Origin of the sequence: Sphingobium quisquiliarum P25 (genome assembly GCF_000445065.1) — a bacterium.
In the GTDB taxonomy this organism is placed as follows: domain Bacteria; phylum Pseudomonadota; class Alphaproteobacteria; order Sphingomonadales; family Sphingomonadaceae; genus Sphingobium; species Sphingobium quisquiliarum.
In genome coordinates this window covers 25,775-46,205 of sequence record NZ_ATHO01000009.1, presented here as the reverse complement: position 1 = coordinate 46,205, position 20,431 = coordinate 25,775, and the positions used below count along the sequence as shown (strand labels likewise).

At 62.7% G+C, this 20,431-nt stretch carries 19 protein-coding genes and 1 tRNA gene; 7 read left to right on the top strand and 13 right to left on the bottom strand.

All coding sequences use genetic code 11. The annotated features are described in order from the left end of the window. Nucleotides 1-220: 220 nt before the first annotated feature. The 3 genes from ahcY to L288_RS23665 form a co-directional block, all read right to left on the bottom strand. Entirely contained in the window at nucleotides 221-1,630 is a 1,410-nt protein-coding gene (ahcY, locus tag L288_RS23675; RefSeq protein WP_021236598.1) for an adenosylhomocysteinase, read from the bottom strand. 124 nt (nucleotides 1,631-1,754) lie between these two features. Beyond that, complete coding sequence (locus L288_RS23670; protein ID WP_021236597.1) at nucleotides 1,755-2,306, bottom strand: hypothetical protein; 552 nt, start codon at nucleotides 2,304-2,306, stop codon at nucleotides 1,755-1,757. A 182-nt stretch (nucleotides 2,307-2,488) separates the two neighbouring features. Then, nucleotides 2,489-3,049 (bottom strand): YqgE/AlgH family protein, encoded by a 561-nt coding sequence (locus L288_RS23665; protein WP_030541829.1) that lies wholly within the window; start codon nucleotides 3,047-3,049, stop codon nucleotides 2,489-2,491. Nucleotides 3,050-3,186: 137 nt separating this feature from the next. Between L288_RS23665 and L288_RS23660 the strand changes: the two genes are divergently transcribed. After that, entirely contained in the window at nucleotides 3,187-3,669 is a 483-nt protein-coding gene (locus L288_RS23660) for a peroxiredoxin (RefSeq protein WP_021236595.1), read from the top strand. A gap of 74 nt (nucleotides 3,670-3,743) precedes the next feature. Then, nucleotides 3,744-5,198 (top strand): AMP nucleosidase, encoded by a 1,455-nt coding sequence (locus L288_RS23655; protein WP_021236594.1) that lies wholly within the window; start codon nucleotides 3,744-3,746, stop codon nucleotides 5,196-5,198. A 31-nt stretch (nucleotides 5,199-5,229) separates the two neighbouring features. On the opposite strand, the gene L288_RS23650 is transcribed toward L288_RS23655, so the two are convergent. From L288_RS23650 to L288_RS23630, 5 genes are all read right to left on the bottom strand, one after another. Then, on the bottom strand, nucleotides 5,230-5,991 hold the full coding sequence (locus L288_RS23650) for an alpha/beta fold hydrolase (protein WP_021236593.1): 762 nt from the start codon (nucleotides 5,989-5,991) through the stop codon (nucleotides 5,230-5,232). After that, nucleotides 5,957-6,682, bottom strand: coding sequence for a DUF2238 domain-containing protein (locus L288_RS23645; protein WP_021236592.1), 726 nt, complete (start codon nucleotides 6,680-6,682; stop codon nucleotides 5,957-5,959). The genes L288_RS23650 and L288_RS23645 overlap by 35 nt, the downstream gene beginning before the upstream one ends. A gap of 9 nt (nucleotides 6,683-6,691) precedes the next feature. Beyond that, nucleotides 6,692-7,717, bottom strand: a complete 1,026-nt coding sequence (locus L288_RS23640) for an aspartate-semialdehyde dehydrogenase (protein WP_021236591.1) — start codon at nucleotides 7,715-7,717, stop codon at nucleotides 6,692-6,694. A 173-nt stretch (nucleotides 7,718-7,890) separates the two neighbouring features. After that, complete coding sequence (locus L288_RS23635) at nucleotides 7,891-10,119, bottom strand: S9 family peptidase (RefSeq protein ID WP_021236590.1); 2,229 nt, start codon at nucleotides 10,117-10,119, stop codon at nucleotides 7,891-7,893. A 121-nt stretch (nucleotides 10,120-10,240) separates the two neighbouring features. Next, nucleotides 10,241-10,315, bottom strand: a tRNA-Val gene (locus tag L288_RS23630). Between the two features lie 133 nt (nucleotides 10,316-10,448). On the opposite strand from L288_RS23630, the gene L288_RS23625 reads away from it, so the two are divergent. After that, the gene (locus L288_RS23625) at nucleotides 10,449-10,577 is read left to right on the top strand and encodes an entericidin A/B family lipoprotein (protein ID WP_021236589.1); all 129 of its coding nucleotides are present in this window, start codon (nucleotides 10,449-10,451) and stop codon (nucleotides 10,575-10,577) included. Between the two features lie 26 nt (nucleotides 10,578-10,603). Here L288_RS23625 and L288_RS43810 read toward each other — a convergent pair whose 3' ends face one another. Then, nucleotides 10,604-10,792 carry a hypothetical protein gene (locus L288_RS43810; protein WP_021236588.1) on the bottom strand — a complete coding sequence of 63 codons (189 nt, stop codon included), beginning with the start codon at nucleotides 10,790-10,792 and terminating at the stop codon, nucleotides 10,604-10,606. A 170-nt stretch (nucleotides 10,793-10,962) separates the two neighbouring features. Here L288_RS43810 and hslV point away from each other — a divergent pair, with 170 nt between their 5' ends. Further along, on the top strand, nucleotides 10,963-11,529 hold the full coding sequence (hslV, locus tag L288_RS23615; RefSeq protein WP_030541824.1) for an ATP-dependent protease subunit HslV: 567 nt from the start codon (nucleotides 10,963-10,965) through the stop codon (nucleotides 11,527-11,529). Between the two features lie 143 nt (nucleotides 11,530-11,672). After that, nucleotides 11,673-12,974, top strand: coding sequence for an ATP-dependent protease ATPase subunit HslU (hslU, locus tag L288_RS23610; RefSeq protein ID WP_021236586.1), 1,302 nt, complete (start codon nucleotides 11,673-11,675; stop codon nucleotides 12,972-12,974). 42 nt (nucleotides 12,975-13,016) lie between these two features. Here hslU and proS read toward each other — a convergent pair whose 3' ends face one another. Next, nucleotides 13,017-14,543 (bottom strand): proline--tRNA ligase, encoded by a 1,527-nt coding sequence (proS, locus tag L288_RS23605; RefSeq protein WP_031303759.1) that lies wholly within the window; start codon nucleotides 14,541-14,543, stop codon nucleotides 13,017-13,019. Nucleotides 14,544-14,623: 80 nt separating this feature from the next. Further along, complete coding sequence (gene phaR / locus L288_RS23600; RefSeq protein ID WP_021236584.1) at nucleotides 14,624-15,229, bottom strand: polyhydroxyalkanoate synthesis repressor PhaR; 606 nt, start codon at nucleotides 15,227-15,229, stop codon at nucleotides 14,624-14,626. On the opposite strand from phaR, the gene L288_RS23595 reads away from it, so the two are divergent. Beyond that, nucleotides 15,228-16,316, top strand: a complete 1,089-nt coding sequence (locus L288_RS23595) for an alpha/beta fold hydrolase (RefSeq protein WP_236612986.1) — start codon at nucleotides 15,228-15,230, stop codon at nucleotides 16,314-16,316. The two genes, phaR and L288_RS23595, sit on opposite strands and share 2 nt — an antisense overlap. A 46-nt stretch (nucleotides 16,317-16,362) precedes the next feature. Next, entirely contained in the window at nucleotides 16,363-17,535 is a 1,173-nt protein-coding gene (locus L288_RS23590) for an acetyl-CoA C-acetyltransferase (protein ID WP_021236582.1), read from the top strand. A gap of 69 nt (nucleotides 17,536-17,604) precedes the next feature. Here the strand turns inward: L288_RS23590 and alr are convergent, their stop codons facing one another. Beyond that, complete coding sequence (gene alr / locus L288_RS23585) at nucleotides 17,605-18,651, bottom strand: alanine racemase (RefSeq protein WP_021236581.1); 1,047 nt, start codon at nucleotides 18,649-18,651, stop codon at nucleotides 17,605-17,607. Nucleotides 18,652-18,691: 40 nt separating this feature from the next. Beyond that, a complete protein-coding gene (locus L288_RS23580; RefSeq protein WP_021236580.1) occupies nucleotides 18,692-20,284 on the bottom strand; it encodes an MFS transporter in 1,593 nt (530 codons plus the stop codon). Nucleotides 20,285-20,431: the final 147 nt, after the last annotated feature.

Here is a 20,431-nt window from a genome sequence, read left to right as displayed (position 1 = left end):
CCCCTCATCACGAACTGCCCGCCCCCTTGCATGATTATCAGGGGACTAACCGAAGTCGGCAGCAGCGTGAAGCGGGCAGATGGAAGAAATATCGGTGATGAGCGCAAGGGCTTGTCTGCCAGCGTCACGCCTCACTTGCTTCGGCATGACGAAGGAGGAAGAAGCCGCGCTTGGCCCCAGATGCAAAAAGGGGAGACTTTCGCCTCCCCCATCAATGCGCTTAGTAGCGGTAGTGATCCGGCTTGAACGGACCTTCCGGCGTTACGCCGATATAGGCCGCCTGCTTCGGCGTCAGCTTGGACAGCTTCACGCCCAGCTTTTCCAGGTGGAGAGCCGCGACCTTCTCGTCCAGATGCTTAGGCAGGACATAGACGTCGTTCTTATATTCGTCCGACTTGGTCCACAGTTCGATCTGCGCCAGCACCTGGTTGGTGAAGCTGGAGGACATGACGAAGCTGGGGTGGCCAGTGGCGCAGCCCAGGTTCACCAGGCGGCCCTTGGCCAGAACGATGATCTTCTTGCCATCGGCGAATTCGACTTCATCGACCTGCGGCTTGATTTCGGTCCACTTCATATTGTTGAGGCCAGCGATCTGGATCTCGCTGTCGAAGTGGCCGATGTTGCAGACGATCGCCATATTCTTCATCGCGCGCATATGCTCGACGGTGATGACGTCTTCGTTGCCCGTCGCGGTGACGAAGATGTCAGCACGGGTCGCCGCTTCCTCCATCGTCACGACTTCATAGCCTTCCATCGCCGCCTGCAAGGCGCAGATCGGGTCGATTTCAGTGACCAGCACGCGCGCGCCGCCGTTGCGCAGCGAGGCCGCCGATCCCTTGCCGACATCGCCGAAGCCAGCAACGCAGGCGACCTTGCCCGCCAGCATCACGTCGGTGGCGCGGCGGATGGCGTCGACCAGCGATTCCTTGCAGCCATAGAGATTGTCGAACTTCGACTTGGTGACGCTGTCGTTCACGTTGATCGCCGGGAAAGGCAGCTTGCCCTTCTTCGCCAGCTCATAAAGGCGATGGACGCCGGTGGTGGTTTCTTCCGACACGCCCTTGATCGCGGCGACCGTCTTGGTGAGGTAGCCCGGACGCTCGGCGAGGAAGCGCTTGAGCGTAGCGACGAAGATTTCCTCTTCCTCGTTACCGGGGGTGAAGAGTTCCTCCCCCGCCTCGACACGCGCGCCCCACAGGGCGAACATGGTGGCGTCGCCGCCATCGTCCAGGATCATGTTGCAGGTGGTGTCACCCCAGTCGAAGATGCGGATGACATAGTCCCAATATTCCTCCAGCGTCTCGCCCTTCACGGCGAAGACGGGAATGCCGCGCGCGGCGATTGCGGCGGCGGCATGGTCCTGGGTCGAGAAGATGTTGCACGAGGCCCAGCGGATTTCAGCGCCCAGTTCGGCCAGCGTTTCGATCAGCACGGCGGTCTGGATCGTCATGTGCAGCGATCCGGTAATGCGCGCGCCCTTGAGCGGCTTGGCAGCGCCGAACTCGTCGCGCAGCGCCATGAGGCCGGGCATTTCGGTTTCGGCGATCTCAATTTCCTTGCGGCCGAACGCGGCAAGGTTGATATCGGCGATCACATAGTCCTGCGCCTGGGTGGCGGGTGCGGTGGCCACGAGCGTGTCTCCATCGGTTTAGAATGTGCCGGAGCCGCTCAGGAAAAGCCGAACGGCGGCGATGGCTGCGCTTTACCAACCGCCGCCGATGAAGGCAACTTCGATATAAAGTTTTCTTTATGTGTTAGTTGGCAGGGCCACGCGCCGCGACCGTGACGGGGGCCTGCCGCGCCTGTTCACCGTCCCGCTGATCGCCCTTGGCTACAGCCATGACCACGTCGCAGCGCGGCCCGGACAGATGCGGCGTGATCCCCGCCGCGTCCGACAGTTCCAGCAACGCCGCGCGCGTCGCAGGCAGCGCGTTGGCGGCATCGGTGATCGACTGGAGATCGCGACAGGCAAGCCCGTCCGCCCCTGCGCCATAGACGTTGGCGAGCGCGGTGACATAGTTGTCATAGGCTCCCAACGCACCCACCGGCCCGGCAACCGACCGGAAATGCTCCCGCAGTTCGTCATTCACCTGCGTCAGCGCATCACGCTTGTCCCGGATGAATTCATTGTAGGATGCAAGGAAGTTGTTTCCGGTCGCGCGGCACCGCAACGCCGACACCATCAGCATCATTTCGAAATCGCGGATCTGAGCCGCCTCGACCGCAGTCGTTTTCCAGCATGTTGCCGCCGTGGCAGGCGCAAGCGGCATCACCGCGGCAATCACCGCCGTCAGAATTTTCTTCATCGACAAAAACCCCCTCCCATTGTGACGGAGAGGGTGCGCGCCGCCGCTTGCGGCTATGTCAATGAAGTGGGTTAGCGGGCTTTTACCGCTATCGGTTCAGTTACGATACAGCAACAAGCGTTGCGCACGGCTGTCGTTTCGTTGTCGGATCGAACATCAACTGGCAGCGGCAGGCTGATTTTTCACGCCGAACCCGCGCCGCTGACCAGATGGGAGGCGTCGACTCCGGCCGCCGCATAGGCCGCCGCCCATTTGCGGTCCGCCGGCACGTCGAACAAAAGCTCCGCAGTGCATTCGGCGGGAAACCAGCTTTCGCCCGTCATCTCCTGATCAAGCTGTCCCGCGCCCCAACCGGCATAGCCGAGCGCGACGATGTAGCGGCTTGGTCCCCGGCCTTCGGCAATGGCCTTCAATATCTCAAGCGATCCTGACAAGCCCCAATCAGGTCCGACCTGCACCATGTCATGTTCCTGCCAGTCGAGCGAGTGGAGCACAAAGCCCCGGCGTGGCTCCACCGGCCCGCCGCGCAGAACCGGAACGTCAGGTACATTGGCGGGATCGATGTCGAAACTTTCCAGCAGGTCGTGGAGGCCGACGCCGTCAATCTCGTCACTGACGGCGATACCCAGCGCCCCGCTTTCATCATGGACGCAGATCGCGACCACCGAATGATCGAAGCGCATGTCCTCCATGCCCGGAAGCGCGAGAAGAAACTGACCCACATAGGAACGAGACTGGTTCATCATGCGAATATACGCCGCTTCGTATCTTTTCCAATGGCGCCCATCGCCGGGAAAAGGCGGCGCGGCACGTTCCGCTTCCCTTGACAGGAGCCGCGCGAGCCACAACCTCGCGGCCCTCACATGCGAGGATAGAGATCATGACCATCGCCAAGGGGGACCGGGTTCCCAGCGTCACTTTCACCATAATGACCGGGGACGGCCCGCAGCAACTGTCTTCGGACGAATTTTTCGCTGGCCGCACGGTCGCCCTGTTCTCCGTGCCCGGCGCTTTCACGCCTACCTGTTCGGCGCGGCACCTGCCCGGCTTTGTCGAGAAGGCCGAAGAATTGAAGCAGAAAGGCGTTGACGAGATTGCTTGCACCGCCGTCAATGACGTGTTCGTCATGGACGCATGGGGCAAGGCCGCCGGTGCTGGCGGCAAGGTGACGATGCTCGCGGATGGCAATGGCGATTTCGCCAGAGCTGTCGGCCTGACCATGGATGGCAGCAAGTTCGGGCTGGGCACGCGCGGCCAGCGCTTTTCCATGATCGTCAAGGACGGCGTCGTGACCGAACTGAACGTCGAGGAACCGGGCGATTTCAAGCTCTCGTCCGCCGACCATCTGCTCGGCCAGCTTTGATCATCATGGCCGCGCCGGGGCAGTTCTGGCGCGGCTGACTTCCTTCGGTCATCCATCTGCGGTAGCAAGGATCGATGACGAAAAGCATCGGCAGCGCGACCGTCGCGCAACTTGAGCAGCTTTACCAGGCCTCCATCGAAAATCTGCGCGAGGCGATGCAGGCCTATGCGCTCGACGGCAGCATTCCTCCGCCCGAAGCGCGGCAGGACAGGCGCTTTTGCTATCCCGAACTGCGCATCATCCATAAGGCGGAGACGGACGCGCCGCCGCCCGGCCGGTCTTTCGCCCGCCTGTCGAAGCCCGGCCTTTATGTGACCACCGTCACGCGGCCGGAGATGTTCGGCGATTATCTGGCCGAACAGATCGACTTGCTGGTCCGCGACTATGGGGTGGATGTCGAAACGGCGGTCAGCGGCCAGCCCATCCCCTTTCCCTATGTTCTCGACGGGCTCGACGTCACGGCGCTGGACGGCATACCGCCGACCGAGCTGGCGCGTCATTTCCCCGCGACCGAACTGGCGGAGATCGGAGACGAGATCGCTGACGGCCTGTTCATGCCCGATGCGAATGGTCAGCGGCCGCTTGCCCTGTTCGATGGCCTGCGCACCGATTTTTCGCTGGCGCGCCTCAAACATTATACCGGCACGCCGCCCGAGCATGTGCAACGCTACATACTGTTCACCAACTATCACCGCTATGTCGACGAGTTCGTGGACTGGGCGTGCCGCGAATTGCAGCGGGCCGACAGCAGCTATACGGCTCTTTCCGGCGCGGGCGGCGTCTATGTGACGCGTGAGACGGCGGACCCGGCACAGATGATCGCCGACAGCGCGTGGCGCAGGCATCAGATGCCCGCCTATCACCTGATCGCCCCCAATCGCAGCGGCATCACGCTGGTCAATATCGGCGTCGGCCCCGCCAATGCCAAGACGATCTGCGACCATTTGGCCGTGCTCCGCCCCGAAGCATGGCTGATGATCGGGCATTGCGGCGGGCTGCGGCCCAGCCAGCGCATCGGCGACTATGTGCTGGCCCACGCCTATCTGCGCGATGACAAGGTGCTGGACGACATGCTGCCGCCCGAAATCCCCGTGCCCGCCATCGCGGAAGTGCAGGTTGCCCTCGCCAAGGCGGCGGAGGCGGTGCTGGGCGGAAGCAGCGAGGAGGATTTCAAGCGCCGCCTTCGCACGGGCACTGTCGTCACCACGGACGACCGCAATTGGGAGTTGCGCTACTCCAGTTCAGCGCTGCGCTTCAGCCTTTCGCGCGCGGTGGGCATCGACATGGAGTCGGCGACGATCGCCGCGCAAGGATACCGGTTTCGCGTGCCTTACGGAACCTTGCTCTGCGTGTCGGACAAGCCGATCCATGGCGAATTGAAGCTGCCCGGACAGGCGAACCGCTTCTATGAAGAGGCGATCGCCGGGCATCTTCGCGTCGGGCTGATGACATGCGAACTGCTGCGGAAGGAAGGCCCCAAGCTCCACAGCCGCAAGCTGCGCGCCTTCAACGAGCCGCCATTCCGGTAAATGCGGCGCCCTCCCGTCAAGGCAGGGGGCATCAGGCCGTCAGAAAATCAACCATCGCCTGCCCCAGTTCCTTGCGAGTCACAGCGTTCATGTGATTGCCGGGCACTTCCACATAGCGGCCGTTGGGCAGGATATCGGCCAGTTCCTGCGCCACGCCATTGTCCTGATCGTCAGCGCCGCAAATGACTTCCGTGAGCTGGGTGAAGCTGCTGATCGTTTCGGCGGGCGTATCGACGAACGTGTCGAGGATGTGGAGCATGGCGACGGGATCACCCTTCGTCGTCTTGAGGAAAGCCTCCGTCATCCATTCCGACGTGCCCCGCTCGAAACTGCCGAGGTTCGTCAGGACGTTGCGGTAATAGCCGCCCTTGTCGAGCGTATTGACCAGCCCCCGCAGCCCCATGCCCGCCAGGATCACGCGGCGCGGCGTTGCGCCATGGGCGAGCATCCGCACCGTCGTCCGCGCGCCCAGCGAATAGCCGCCCAGATCATAATCGGTGAGGCCAAGTTGAGCCACCACCGCCAGATTGTCTTCCGTCAGCGCATCGGGCGGATAGGCGGCTGCATCATGCGGCTTTCCGCTTTCACCATGCCCGCGCAGGTCGGGCAGGATGAGGCGAAAGCCAGCCTCCACCAGCTTCGCTGCATGTCCATAGCGAACCCAATTGGTGTAGGCGTTGGAAAAATAGCCGTGGATCAGCACCAGGTCCCGCCCCTCGCCCGCGATATGGACGGCGATGGGAACGCCGCCCAGCCCTTCAATCTCGCGCTTTTCGAAGTTCAGGTCGGTCATCGGCTTGGCCTCCGGGATGATTGGGATTGATCAGGACGGGACTTTGCGCCTGCCCGATACGGCGCACGACCGGAAGCAGCAACGCCAGCGCCGCGCCGGCTTGAGCCGCCAGCAGATCCTTTTGCGGGTCCCATATGTCGCCCTGCTGGCCATTATACCAGTCTGCGGTTTCCCCGGCGGCGATGATCGTCAGCAGCCATTCGAATATCTCATAGGCAGCGCCGACGAAGCCCACTGTAACGAAGGCGAAGCACAGGCTCCAGCGGCGGCGCATGGCTCCATGGCGATATGCGGCCTGAGCGATCGGCGCCGTCAGCAGCGCGCCGAAAGCGAAATGGACGAGCCGGTCATAGCCGTTGCGCCGCCAGCCTAGGCTGCTTGACAGGTCATGTCCGCTGATCGCTCGCGCCCAATCATCATAAGGCACGTAGGAATAGATGTAGCGGCCGCCCAAAGTGTGGAGAAGGAGGAACGCCAGAACGCACGCAACCGCGCCATTGGACAATGGCCATCGACGCAGCAGCCATGGGGCCGCGAGGGCAAGGGCAAGGGTCGGCCCATGCTGTAGCGGAGCAAGTTCGGGAAAAGGCTGATCGATATTAGCCACGGCGATGGCGGCGATCAGGATCAGGATCATCCGGCGCTGCGCGGCTGGAAGGCTTTTCCAGACAGCAGCAGCGCCGGGGATCATCAAAAGGGCTCAGCCCTTCTTGAGGTGGCGGCGGCCCAGCAGTTCGGCGATCTGCACCGCGTTCAGCGCAGCGCCCTTGCGAAGATTGTCGCTGACGCACCAGAGCGACAGCCCATTGTCGATCGTCGAATCCTCACGCACGCGGCTGACGAAGGTGGCATAGTCGCCCACGCACTCGACGGGAGTGACGTAACCACCATCCTCGCGCTTGTCGACGAGCATCACGCCCGGCGCTTCCCGCAGGATATCCTGTGCTTCCTTCGCCGAAATCTCCTTTTCGAACTCGATATTGAGCGCTTCGGAGTGGCCGACGAAGACGGGAACGCGCACGCAGGTCGCGGTGATTTTCACCTTGGGATCGAGGATCTTCTTGGTTTCCGCGACCATCTTCCACTCTTCCTTGGTGGAGCCGTCCTCCAGGAAGACGTCGATGTGCGGGATCACGTTGAAGGCGATCTGCTTGGTGAACTTCTTGGGCTCGGCCGGATCGCCGACGAAGATGTTGCGCGACTGTTCGAACAGTTCGTCCATGCCCTGCTTGCCCGCACCGGAAACCGACTGGTAGGTCGCAACGACGACACGCTTGATCGTCGCTGCGTCATGCAGCGGTTTCAACGCCACGACCATTTGCGCGGTCGAGCAGTTGGGGTTCGCGATGATGTTCTTCTTCGTATAGCCATCGATCGCGTCCGGGTTCACTTCCGGCACGATCAGCGGCACGTCCGGGTCCATGCGGTAGAGCGAGCTGTTGTCGATCACCACGCAACCGGCCGCAGCCGCCTTGGGCGCATATTCCGCCGTCGGGCCGGAACCCGCGGCGAACAGGGCGATATCCCAGCCGGTAAAATCGAAATGTTCGATATTCTTGCATTTGAGCGTCTTGCCGGTTTCACCGAAATCGATTTCGGTGCCCTGCGACCGGGGCGAAGCAACCGCCGCGATCTCGTCAATCGGGAACTCGCGCTCGGCGAGAATGGTCAGCATTTCGCGGCCCACATTGCCCGTGGCACCAACGACGACGACCTTGTAACCCATGACTAAAGACTCCACTCCGTGCAAAATTGCGGAAGTGCGCGCCATAGCGGCATTGCGCCGTTTGTCCAGCGTGAAGCACCTTTGGCGCGGCAAAGCTGTGCTTGTCGCAACGGCGTTTTGGGGATGATTGAGAGGGCTGAACTGGATTCCTGCCGTAGCGGAAACAGGGCAGGTTATTTGCCGGGATCCTCCTCCCCATTCCCGTGGCGCGACAGAAAGTCTTCTATCGTCCGCCACAGGTGAACGCTGACGCCCGGACCGCCGACCCGATGCGTCTGCCCCGGATAGACCATCATCTCGAACGGGACGGCTGCCGCCTGCATCCTCGCGATCAGCGCCGTCGCATTGTCGAACACGACATTGTCGTCCGACATGCCGTGGATGATGAGGAGCGGATCGCTGATCTTCGCCGCATCCTCCAACGCGCCCGAAGCCGGATAGGCGCTGGGCTTATCCTGCGGCATGCCGAGATAACGTTCGGTATAATGGGTGTCATAAAGCTCCCATCGCGTGACCGGCGCTCCGGCGATCGCGGCGGAAAAGACGCCGGGCGCCTTTTCCAGCAGCTTGAGCGACAGATAGCCGCCATAGGACCAGCCATAAGTCGCGATCCGCCGCGGATCGACATAGGGCTGCGTCTTCAGCCACTCCACGCCCTTTAGCTGGTCATCGACCTCGACCGTTCCCATGGCGCGGTACAACTGGTCCTCGAAAGCCTTGCCCCGGTCGGGCGTGCCGCGATTGTCCACCGCGAAGACGATCCAGCCGCGATCGACCAGATATTGGTAGATGGGCGAACTCCACTGGTTCGTGACGACGCGCCCCGCGCCCGGCCCGCCATAATGCAGCATGAAGACCGGATAGCGTTTGCCCGGCTCAAGCGGCGGCGTCATGATCCGGGTATAGAGGGTGGCCCCATCGGCAGCCTTCAACGTGCCGAAGCGCGTCCTGGCATGGATGGCGAGATAGGGCGCGTAGGGATGATTCCCCGCGATCGCATTTTCGGAGAGCCAGCGCACGCGCTTGCCTTCCCGATCGGCGAGATAGACCTGCTTGGGCTGATCCACATTGCTGCGTGACACGACAAGCCGGGTCGCCGCGCCGTCCATGACGGCATCGTTCCACCAACCGCTGCTGGTAAGCTGCCGGACCGGACCCTTGCCCCGCAGCGGGACGGCATAGAGCTGCTGCTCCAGCGGCGTTTCCTTGTTGCCCGTGAAGTAGACGTTCCCGTTAGCCTCGTCCACGCCGATAAGGTCGCGCACTTCCCAATCGCCGCTGGTGAGCGCCGTCCAGCGGGAGCCATCGACATGATAAAGGTGGCCATGGCCGCTCTTTTCCGACCACCAGAGGAAGCTGCCATCGCCAAGGCTGTGGAAATTATTGGAGAGGTTGATCCAGCTTTTCGCCTTTTCGGTGAGGACGATCCTCCCCCTGCCCGTTGCGGGATCTACGGCCAGCAGGTCCAGCGTCTTCTGGTCCCGGCTCTGGCGCTGGACATAGAGCGTCCTGCCATCCTTCGACCAATCCACGCGGGCGAGGTAGATGTCCGCATTCGGGCCTAGATCGACCTTGACCTTGCCCGACCCGTCCGGCTTCATGACGTACAAGTCAACGAGTGCGTTGGGAGAGCCTGCCGCTGGATAGCGTTGCTGATAGACCCTGGTGCCTTCGCCGCCGATCGCCGTGCGCGTGACGATGCCGACAGGGCTTTCATCCACGCGGGCGACAGCGATCATCCGGTCATCGGGCGACCACCAATAGCCGGTGCGGCGATCCATTTCCTCCTGCGCGACGAATTCAGCAACGCCCCAGCTGACGGTATCGCTCGCGCCGTCCGTCAGTTGCCGCTCCTGTCCGTCCATGGGCTGCACGAACAGATTGCCGCCGCGCACGAAGGACACGAAGCCGCCCTTGGGACTGACGACGCCGTTCAGCTCGCCATCGGGAGTCTGGGTGAGGCGGGTGACCTGCCCGTCCAGCTTTGCGAGGTAAAGGTCGCCGTCGACGGGAACGAGGATGGACTTGCCGTCCGGCGCCCAGTCATAGCTGACGATGCCGGTGCTGCCCGCGACTGAGCGGTCACGTTCACGCTGCATCTTTTCGGCTTCCGACAATTCCGCCCCGCTGCCGGTTTTCTTCGAATCAACCAGCATCCGTTCGGCGCCCGTGGCGCTGTCGATCGCCCACAGGTCCAGCCGTTCCTTCTCATCCGGGCGCGGCTTCAGCAGGGTTACGAGGCTGCCGTCGGGGGAGATTTTGAGGGCGCGCGGCTGAGGTCCCGAAAGATCGGGACTGGCGAAGACCCGCTCCAGCGTCAGCGCCTCACCCGCCTGCGCCGGCATTTGGGACAGCGCCAGCAAAGCGCCTATGGCAACGCCGCTTTTCATGGCTGCGGACATGGTCAACCTTTCACCTAGGCCGCCCGGCGAGCAGCCATGTTTTACAAACGAAAGATTAGCCCGCTGCGGACAAAAAGATCAATGTGGAGAAATAATATTTCCTGCCATGACAAGGATGTCATGGTGGGCGCGACAGGGATTGAACCTGTGACCCCACCCGTGTGAAGGGTGTGCTCTACCGCTGAGCTACGCGCCCCCTGAAAGGAGGATGCGGCCATTGGCACCCGCATCCCCTCCTGTCAAGCAGGGACGCGATTAGCCGCTGAAAATCACTTTATCCGGCGGTCCGCTGCTGTCTATAGAAAGCGGGCTATCAAGGAGTGTCATTCATGCGCCAGACCGCCACCCTGCTGCTTGCCGGGCTGATCCTGTCCACCCTCGCCGCCTGCAATACGGTACAGGGTGTGGGGCGCGACATCGAATCCGTGGGCCGCGCGGGCAAGGATGCAATGCACTGACATAAGGAGCGCATCGCTCCATCTGATCATTGCAGGATGTGGTGGGGCATCCCAGGGCTTCGTTCCAGACGAACGCCGTCGCAGTCCGGCTCCCCGCAACTGCATGCGGCCAGGGTGTAGCGCACGCCGCACATCACCAGCACATCGTGATCGAAGGAATAGTTGGAGATTCCCGCCCTTTCGACCTTCTCCCTGGCTCTGGCCTTCAGAGACATAAGCTACCTCTAGTCATTGGTCGGTCATGATTCATGTCGCGGTGCACAATGTCAATTAACCGGAGTTGGTTCCTGAACGGATTGTCATATTTCACCTTCTTAATGGAACGTTCCGGCGCGAGGCCGCTCCACGCTTGCGCGGAACGGCGGCCGATCCCATATGCCGCGCCATGAACGACCAACATTCCAGCAGCTTTCCCGTGTGGCACGGCACCACCATCATGTCGGTGCGCAAGAATGGAAAGGTGATCGTCGCTGGCGATGGCCAGGTATCCATGGGCCAGACCGTCATGAAGCCCAACGCCCGCAAGGTCCGCCGCCTGCATGACGGATCGGTGATCGGCGGCTTCGCGGGCGCGACCGCCGACGCCTTTACCCTGTTCGAACGGCTGGAGGCAAAGCTGGAGCGGCATAATGGCCAACTCATGCGCGCTGCCGTCGAACTGGCCAAGGATTGGCGCACGGACAAATATCTGCGCAATCTGGAAGCGATGATGATCGTCGCCGACAAGGATGTGACATTGATCCTGACCGGAAACGGCGATGTGCTGGAACCGATTGGCGGCGTGGCCGCGATAGGATCGGGCGGCAATTTCGCCCTGGCCGCCGCGCGCGCCCTGGTCGAATATGAAGAGGACGCCGAAACGCTCGCTCGCAAGGCGATGAAGGTCGCCGCTGACATCTGTGTCTATACCAACGACGAACTGGTGGTCGAGGAGTTGGCGAGCGCCACCTGATTTTTCTGGCTCCTCCCTTTCAAGGGAGGGGTTGGGATGGGTCGCGCGGCACGCGTTCTGGCCTGTCCCTTCGACCGTTGCAGGCGCTTGCCAACGCAATCGCTCCCACCCCCTGCCCTCCCTTGGAAGGGACAAGGAAAGAGATGAACGACAACCTGACCCCCAAAGCCATCGTTTCCGCGCTCGACGCGCACATCATCGGGCAGTCCGAAGCCAAGCGCGCGGTCGCGGTCGCCCTGCGCAACCGCTGGCGGCGGCAGCGCCTCTCGCCCGATCTGCGCGACGAGGTGACGCCCAAGAACATCCTGATGATCGGGCCCACCGGCTGCGGCAAGACGGAGATCAGCCGCCGCCTGGCGAAACTGGCCGATGCGCCGTTCGTGAAGGTCGAGGCGACCAAGTTCACCGAGGTCGGCTATGTCGGCCGCGACGTGGAGCAGATCGTGCGCGATCTAGTGGAGGAAGCCGTCCGCCTGGAGCGCGATCGCCGCCGCGAATCCGTGCGGGAAGCCGCGTCCGAAGCGGCCATGTCCCGCCTGCTGGATGCGCTGACCGGCAAGGAGGCGAGCGAGGCCACGCGCCTGTCCTTCCGCCAGCGCATCGAAAATGACCAGATGAACGATGTCGAGGTGGAAGTGGAAGTCGCCGACAGCCCCTCCATGCCGATGGAGATTCCCGGCATGGGCGGCCAGATCGGCATGATCAACCTTAGCGATATGATGTCCAAGGCTTTCGGCCAGACCCAGAAGAAGCGGCGCAAATTGCGCGTCGCCGAAGCATGGGACAAGCTGGTGGAGGAGGAGCAGGACAAGCGGCTGGACCAGGATGATGTCGCCCGCGTCGCCATTGCCAGCGCCGAACAGAACGGCATCGTGTTCCTGGACGAGATCGACAAGATCGCGGTCAGCGACGTGCGCGGCGGATCCGTCAGCCGCGAGGGTGTGCAGCGCGACCTGCTGCCCCTGATCGAAGGGACGACGGTTTCCACCAAATATGGGCCGCTCAAGACCGACCATATCCTCTTCATCGCATCGGGCGCGTTCCATGTGGCGAAGCCCAGCGATCTGCTGCCCGAACTTCAGGGCCGCCTGCCGATCCGCGTGGAGCTGAAGGCGCTGACGGAGGATGACTTCGTCGCCATCCTTTCCGACACGAAGGCAAGCCTGGTCGAGCAATATCGCGCGCTGCTGGCGACCGAGGGCGTCACCATCGACCTGACCGCGGACGGCATCCGCGCCATCGCCCGCATCGCGGCGGAGGTAAACAGCGAGGTGGAGAATATCGGCGCGCGGCGGTTGCAGACCGTCATGGAAAAGCTGCTGGAAGATGTGAGCTTCGATGCCGAGGATCGGGCGGGCGAAACGCTGGTGATCGATCAGGCCTATGTCGAAAAGCAGTTGGGCGAAGTGGCGCGGAACACCGACCTCAGCAAATATGTGCTGTGATGCGCACCAGCCCCTCCTTTAAAAAGGGAGGGGCTGTTTTGATCAATAACTCCGCCCGACCAGCACCCGCTCGACCGCTTTCCCGCCGGTGAAGATACAGACGCCGTCAGCCACTTCCGCATCGACCGGCACATTGCGCAGCGTCAGCTTTTCGCCCTTGAGCCACTCGACCACCTTGTCGAGTTGAGCCCCCGTCGGCTTGGCCCATTGCACCAGTGCCCAGCCCTGCTTCTTGCTCGCCGCGAAATAGGCTTTCAGCGCGTCTAGCGAAGTGATGGAGCGATCGATGCCGCCATGCAGCCGCGCATGGGCGTCCGCGAACAGCGCCTGCTGAATCTCCTCCAGCATCGCCGCCGCCTGCGCCACAAAGGCGTCCTTCGCGACAATCTGGCTGTCGAGCTTGCCATCCTCGCGATAGAGGCGATCGCGCCGGATCACCGACACATTGCCGCCCGCGACATCGCGGCCGCCCACTTCGATCACGAGCGGCGCGCCCTTCTTCACCCAGCTCCAGCGCTTGTTCGCTGCCTTCGCCGCACGGCGGTCGAGCAATGCGCGAACGGGTTCGCGGAACACATCCTGCTTGTTCAGTTCCGTCACCAGTTCACCGCAATAGGCAAGGATCGCGGCATCCTCTTCCGTATCGCGCAGCATCGGCACGACGACAATTTGATAGGGGGCGATGCGCGGCGGCACGCGCAGCCCGTCATCGTCGCCATGCACCATGATGAGGCCGCCGATCATGCGGGTCGACATGCCCCAGCTCGTCGTCTGGGCCAGTTCCTGCTGCCCTTCGGCATTCTGGAACTTGATATTCTGCGCCGATGAGAAAGTGGTGCCCAGGAAGTGCGACGTGCCCGCCTGCAACGCCTTGCCATCCTGCATCATCGCTTCGATCGAATAGGTGGCGACGGCGCCGGGGAAGCGTTCATTTTCCGGCTTTTCGCCCGCAATCACCGGCATGGCGACGCATTCCTCGGCGAAGCTGCGATAGACTTCCAGCATCTTCATCGTTTCTTCCACCGCCTCTTCCGCGCTGGCATGAGCTGTATGCCCTTCCTGCCAGAGAAATTCGGCGGTGCGCAGGAACATGCGCGTGCGCATTTCCCAGCGGACGACATTGGCCCACTGGTTGATCAGGACCGGCAGATCGCGCCAGCTTTGCACCCAGCGCGAAAAGGCTGCGCCGATGACTGTTTCCGACGTGGGACGGACGACCAGCGGCTCCTCAAGCTTCGCTTCGGGGTCGGGCACCAGCTTGCCGTCCTTCTGGACGAGGCGATGGTGAGTGACGACCGCCATTTCCTTGGCGAAGCCGTCGACATGCTCCGCTTCCTTTTCGAAATAGGACAGCGGGATGAACAGCGGGAAATAGCAATTTTCATGGCCCGTCGCCTTGATGCGATCGTCCAGCAGCTTCTGGATGCGTTCCCAGATGCCATAGCCCCATGGCCGGATCACCATACATCCGCGCACGCCGCTTTCCTCGGCCATATCGGCTTCGGAAATGACGGCCTGATACCAGGCTGCAAAATCCTGTTCGCGGGTGACGGAAAGCGCGTGCTTCACTTGGGACAGACCTTGATCTTCTTGAAAGGAAGGCGCGCCATAAGCCAAGCGCGCCCTTCCGTCGACCCCGAACCCGCGCCTCAGTTCAGCTTGTCGATCTTCGCGTTGAGGGCTGCAAGCTGCGCCTTCAACTGCGCGATCTCGTCATCCTTGCTGCCCTCCGATGCGGCGGGCGTTGGCGTTGGAGTGGGCGCAGAAGCCGTCCCGGACGCGCCCGGCATCGCCGGCATCCCCGGCACATTGCCAAAGGCGCTGGCGGCCGCTTCGAACATCTGCATGTTGCGCTTGGCGATCTCCGCCAGAGGGCCGCCGCCAAACGCGCCCTTCATCGCTTCCTGAAACTGCATCTGGTTCTTGCGGAAAGCATCCATTGACGCTTCCAGATATTGCGGCACCATCGACTGCATGGAATCGCCGTACATGGCGATCAGCTGGCGCAGGAAGTTCACTGGCAGCATGTTCTTGCCTCGCTGTTCCTCTTCCATGATGATCTGCGTCAGGACATTATGGGTGATATCCTCACCCGTCTTTGCGTCCACGACCACGAACTCGCGCCCCTCACGAGTCATCTGGGACAGCAGATCGAGCGTGATGTAACTCGATGTTTCCGTGTTATAGAGACGCCGGTTCGCATATTTTTTGATAATGACCGGTTCTGAAAGGTTCGCGGTCTTGGTTTTGGCCATGGATTCCTCTCCCACACCTGTAGTTTCCGCATTAGCACAGGGCGTTGCCGCACCGCAACATGGCCCACGGCCTTTACCCCTGTTTCTCAGCATTTTGTGGCGGGAAACCGAAGGGAATCCCGATTTGAGACAATCGGCGTTCCGCGGCTTACGCAGATATCAGGAGACGGTTCGCCCCGCGCCGCCGCCCGTTCCAGCGCCGTTCGCATCCGCAGGAAGCGCACGATTGCTGCGTTTCGGACGCGAAAATGGCCGCGCGCCCGTCATCTTCATCCCTTCGCTGATCAATCCGCCGCAGGTGCTCGACCTGTCGGAAGGCCGGTCCATGCTGCGCCACATGGCCGCAGCAGGACATGACGCCTATCTGGTCGATTGGGGACACCCCGCCAGCGAAGACAGGCATTTGGGACTGGACGGCCATGTCACCGGCCGCCTGCTCCCCATGCTCGCTGCCCTGCCCCGGCCGCCGATCCTGGTGGGTTATTGCCTTGGCGGCAGCCTGGCGATCGGCGCGGCAGCGCTCATGGAGGTTCAGGCGGTCGCCACCATTGCAGCGCCATGGCAGTTTGACGGCTTCCCTCCCGCTGACAGGGAATTGATCGCATCCCTCTGGAACAATGCAAAGCCGACTTGCGAGCGGCTGGGCTATGTTCCGATGGAGGTGCTTCAATCCGGCTTCTGGGCGCTCGATCCGGCGCGGACGATTCAGAAATATGCCGCTTTCGCGTCGATGGAGACGGGCTCCGAAGCGGAGCGCGCCTTTCTGGCGGTGGAGGATTGGGCCAATGGCGGAGCGCCTCTGACATTCGCGGCGGGTGAGGACCTGTTCGAAAAATTCTATGCGGCCAACCTGCCCGGACAACTGCAATGGCGGGTCGCGGACCAGATCGCTGACCCCGCCGCGCTTGCCTGCTCCACCCTGTCGATACGCTCCTCGACGGACAGGATCGTGCCTGCCGGTGCTGCCCCGGCGCTTGACGGCGGCTTCACTCTGGACCTGGGCCATGTGGGCATGATCGTGGGCGGCAAGTCGCGCAATCTCTTGTGGAAACCGCTGTCCGAATGGCTTTCCACCCATGGGGGATGATGGTAAGGCGGCGCCAAATTCGTCACCAGACCGAAGGATTGGGCCGTTGTCAGACATCGTCATCACCGCAGCCAAGCGCACCGCTGTTGGCAGTTTCATGGGCGCTTTCGCCTCCACCCCGGCGCATGAGCTTGGCCGCGCCGTCATCGTCGCCGCGCTGGAGCAAGCGGGCGTTTCACCCGAAGAGGTGGATGAAGTCATTCTGGGCCAGATCCTGACGGCCGGACAGGGTCAGAACCCGGCGCGGCAGGCGGCCGTGAACGCGGGCATCCCGGTTGAAAGGACCGCCGTCGGGCTCAATCAGCTTTGCGGCTCCGGCCTGCGCGCAGTCGCTCTGGCGGCGCAGGCGATCAGGGCGGGCGACGCGCGCATCATGGTCGCTGGCGGACAGGAAAGCATGTCGCTCGCCCCGCATGCCCAATATCTGCGCGCTGGCGCCAAGATGGGGCCGATCACCCTGATCGACACCATGACCCATGACGGGCTGACCGACGCGTTCAACAATTACCACATGGGCGTCACCGCCGAAAATCTGGCGGAAAAATATCAGATCAGCCGCGAGGCGCAGGACCAGTTCGCCGTGAGCAGCCAGAACAAGGCAGAGGCGGCGCGCGCTTCCGGCCGCTTCAAGGATGAAATCGTCCCCGTGACGATCAAGGGCCGCAAGGGCGACACGGTCGTGGACGCCGACGAATATATCCGCGCCGGTGCGACGCTGGAGGCTGTTCAGTCGCTGCGTCCTGCTTTCAAGAAGGACGGCACCGTGACTGCGGGTAACGCCAGCGGCATCAACGATGGCGCGGCCGCTTTGGTGGTGATGAGCGCGGAGGAAGCGGCCCGCCGCAACGCGCCCGTCCTCGCCCGTATCGCCAGCTTCGCGACCTGCGGCGTCGATCCCGCCATCATGGGCATCGGCCCGGCCCCGGCCACTCGCAACGCTCTCGCCAAGGCGGGCTGGTCGCTTGCCGATCTCGACCTGATCGAGGCCAATGAAGCCTTCGCTGCCCAGGCTCTGGCTGTCGGGCAGGAACTGGGCTGGGACCCGGAAAAGGTGAATGTGAACGGCGGCGCGATCGCCATCGGCCATCCCGTCGGCGCATCCGGCGCGCGCGTCCTTACCACGCTTCTCTACGAGATGCAGAAGCGGGACGCCAAGAAGGGCCTCGCCACCCTCTGCGTGGGCGGCGGCATGGGCGTGTCGATGTGCATTGAACGCTGATCTCTATTGCTGAACTGACCGGGCCGCCAATCTCCCAACGGGATTGGCGGCCTTTTTTATGGCCCGCGTTCAGTACCAAACGCGATCAAATCGGGCTCCGAGACCCGTCAGCAACTCATATTGGGACAATCCCGAAGCCGCAGCGGCCGATGGAAGCGCATAGTCTATATCCACCCAATCGCCCTCAGCGACATGAGGCGAGCGGCTGGCATCGACCGCCACGAGGTCCATCGAAACGCGTCCGGCGACCGGCAGGCTTTCGCCTTCGAAGGCAACACTGCCGCGCCCAGAAAAGCCGCGCAAATATCCGTCCGCATAGCCGAGATTGAGGACCGCAACCTCCATGTCGCGCTCCGCGATATGGGTGGCGTTGTACCCGATGGTGTCGCCAGCCAGCACGCGCCGTCTTTGCAACACCTGCGCCTGTGGAAAGACGACCTGCCGGATCGCGCCAGCCGCTTGCGCGCGAGGAACGCCGCCATAGAGCGCCAGCCCCGGACGGGTCAGATCGAAGGCGTAGCTTTCGCCCAGGCATATGCCAGCGCTGTTGGCCAGACTGTAGCGGGCGGCAGGCACGATGTTCTTGATGTCTTGGAACCGGTTCAACTGCGTGGCGGTAAGCGGCGTATCCTCATCCGCCGAGGCGAGATGGCTTAGCAGCGTCACGACCTCCAGCTCCTCCGTTTCGGCTACGACATCCTGCCGCCAGTCGAGGCCAAGGCGGTTCATCCCGGTATCCACCATCACGTCGCAAGCGCCGCCGCCTGCGCCTTTCCATCGCGCTATCTGCGCCGGGCTGTTCAGCACCGGCCGCGCACGCGATTGCAGCGCGGCCGCCATGTCCTCCGCACGAACGCCATGCAGCACGGCCAGCGAAACCCCTTGTTCCAGCAGCGGCTCGACCGCGATCGCCTCGCCCCAGTTGGACACGAAAAAATCGCGGCACCCGGCCTTCATCAGGCGGCGCATCACTTCGGCCGCGCCCGTGCCATATCCGTCCGCCTTGATCGCGGCCCCGCAAGCGGCCTTTCCGCTGCGCGCATTCAGCCAGGACCAGTTTGACACAAGCGCATCGCCATCCAGGCGAAGGCGCAGCGGAGCAGTGAAATCCGTCATCGCGCCGCGATAGCCTCATCCATCCGGCGCGTCGAGGCCGTCACGCGTCGAGTTTCGCTCCGCGCGTCTCCGGCAGCGCGGCAAGGCAGGTCACCAGCGCCGCCGCGACCACCGTAATCGTGTACCACAGCCCCGCATAGGGATCACCCGTGCGCGCGACGATATATTGGCTGACCAGCGGCAGGAACCCGCCGAAATAGCCCGTCCCGATATGATAGGGGATGGACAGCGAACTGTAACGGATGCGCGCGGGAAAATATTCGGAAAGAAGCGCGGCCACCGGCCCATAGGTCGCGCCCGACAGCGTCCACAGCAGGAGCAGCGCGACGAACACCAGTGCCGCGCGGGGCCAATCCGGCGTGACTTGCCCCGTGGAGTAGCCATTGGCGGCAAGCGCAGCCTCGATCCCCTTGCTGCTGAGGCCGGCGACCGGATCGCCGCCGATGGTTACGGACGGTTCCCTGCCCGCAACGGCGTCATAGGGAATGCCGCGCTTCGAAAAATGGTCGAGCAGCTTGCCGCACGCCGTTGGCTGGACCTTGGCGAAAGGATCGAACGAGCAGTCAGGGCCGCGCACCACTACCGGAGCCTTCGCCGCTGCCTGGGTCAGGGCTGGATTGGCCATGCTTCCCATGAATTGATAGATCGGAATGAGAAGAAGCAGCACCAGCGCATAGCCGACGATGATCGGCTTTCTGCGCCCGATCCTGTCCGAAAGCCAGCCGAAGAAGACAAATGCCCCCATGCCCGCGAAGGCGCTGCCGCCCACGAGCAATTGGGCGATACCCGGCGCGACATGAAGCCCGCTTTGCAGGAAATACAGCGCCTGAAACATCACGGTGTAGGCAATGACGGTGAAGCCCGCCGCAATGCCGATCATCGCCACGAGCATCCGGCGCTTGTTGCCGGGAAAGGTGAATGCCTCCTTGAGGGGATTGCGGGATTGTTCCCCCGCCGCCTTCATCGCCGCGAAGACCGGACTTTCGCGCAGCATCAGCCGCATCCAGAGCGAAATCGCGAGCAAGGCGAGGGAAAAGATGAAGGGCAGGCGCCAGCCCCAGCTGTCCCATACCTCCGCGCCCACCAGCCATTGGGTGACGACGACCACCACCAGCGACAGGATGAATCCGCCAATCACGCCCGCCTGGATGAAGCTGGTATAGAAGCCGCGCTTTCCGGGCGGCGCATGTTCCGCGACATAGATGGCTGCTCCGCCATATTCGCCGCCCAGCGCCAGCCCCTGGGCGATGCGGAGCAGGATGAGGATGATGGGAGCGGCAATGCCGATGCTGGCGGCAGACGGCGTCAGCCCGACACCCGCCGTCGCTCCGCCCATCAGGACGATCGTGGCGAGGAAAGTATATTTGCGTCCCAGCCGGTCACCCAGATAGCCGAACAGCGCCGCTCCCAATGGACGGAAGCCGAAGCCGATGGCGAATCCGGCAAGGGAATAGAGCAGCTCGACCGTGGGATTATCGGTCGGAAAGAATGTGCGTCCGATGATGGGCGCAAGCACGCCATAGATGTAGAAATCATACCATTCGAATACGGTGCCCAGAGCCGACGCGGTGATGACCAGCCGGTCGCGCTTCGCATTCATCACATAATCGGCGCTGCCTGTCCCCTCGCCCATCTGCCCCCGCTCCCCTCCATGAGCGATTGCTTTTAGAGAAAAAGGAACCGGCGGCAATAAGTGCCGGACGATGCCGGCGACAGGTTATGGATGAGTGTTGCCGCTAGACTCGCACTGATCGAAGTCGAAGGGTTCTGCTGAGCGGAG

Coding starts and splice junctions, on each gene's coding strand:
- L288_RS23670 (WP_021236597.1), bottom strand. CDS start 2,306: ATGAAGAAAATTCTGACGGCGGTGATTGCCGCGGTGATGCCGCTTGCG.
- L288_RS23595 (WP_236612986.1), top strand. CDS start 15,228: ATGGATTCCTCTCCCACACCTGTAGTTTCCGCATTAGCACAGGGCGTT.
- L288_RS23580 (WP_021236580.1), bottom strand. CDS start 20,284: ATGGGCGAGGGGACAGGCAGCGCCGATTATGTGATGAATGCGAAGCGC.
- L288_RS23635 (WP_021236590.1), bottom strand. CDS start 10,119: ATGTCCGCAGCCATGAAAAGCGGCGTTGCCATAGGCGCTTTGCTGGCG.
- hslU (WP_021236586.1), top strand. CDS start 11,673: ATGAACGACAACCTGACCCCCAAAGCCATCGTTTCCGCGCTCGACGCG.
- L288_RS23655 (WP_021236594.1), top strand. CDS start 3,744: ATGACGAAAAGCATCGGCAGCGCGACCGTCGCGCAACTTGAGCAGCTT.
- L288_RS23625 (WP_021236589.1), top strand. CDS start 10,449: ATGCGCCAGACCGCCACCCTGCTGCTTGCCGGGCTGATCCTGTCCACC.
- hslV (WP_030541824.1), top strand. CDS start 10,963: ATGAACGACCAACATTCCAGCAGCTTTCCCGTGTGGCACGGCACCACC.
- alr (WP_021236581.1), bottom strand. CDS start 18,651: ATGACGGATTTCACTGCTCCGCTGCGCCTTCGCCTGGATGGCGATGCG.
- L288_RS23660 (WP_021236595.1), top strand. CDS start 3,187: ATGACCATCGCCAAGGGGGACCGGGTTCCCAGCGTCACTTTCACCATA.
- L288_RS23650 (WP_021236593.1), bottom strand. CDS start 5,991: ATGACCGACCTGAACTTCGAAAAGCGCGAGATTGAAGGGCTGGGCGGC.
- L288_RS43810 (WP_021236588.1), bottom strand. CDS start 10,792: ATGTCTCTGAAGGCCAGAGCCAGGGAGAAGGTCGAAAGGGCGGGAATC.
- L288_RS23640 (WP_021236591.1), bottom strand. CDS start 7,717: ATGGGTTACAAGGTCGTCGTCGTTGGTGCCACGGGCAATGTGGGCCGC.
- L288_RS23665 (WP_030541829.1), bottom strand. CDS start 3,049: ATGAACCAGTCTCGTTCCTATGTGGGTCAGTTTCTTCTCGCGCTTCCG.
- phaR (WP_021236584.1), bottom strand. CDS start 15,229: ATGGCCAAAACCAAGACCGCGAACCTTTCAGAACCGGTCATTATCAAA.
- L288_RS23645 (WP_021236592.1), bottom strand. CDS start 6,682: ATGATCCCCGGCGCTGCTGCTGTCTGGAAAAGCCTTCCAGCCGCGCAG.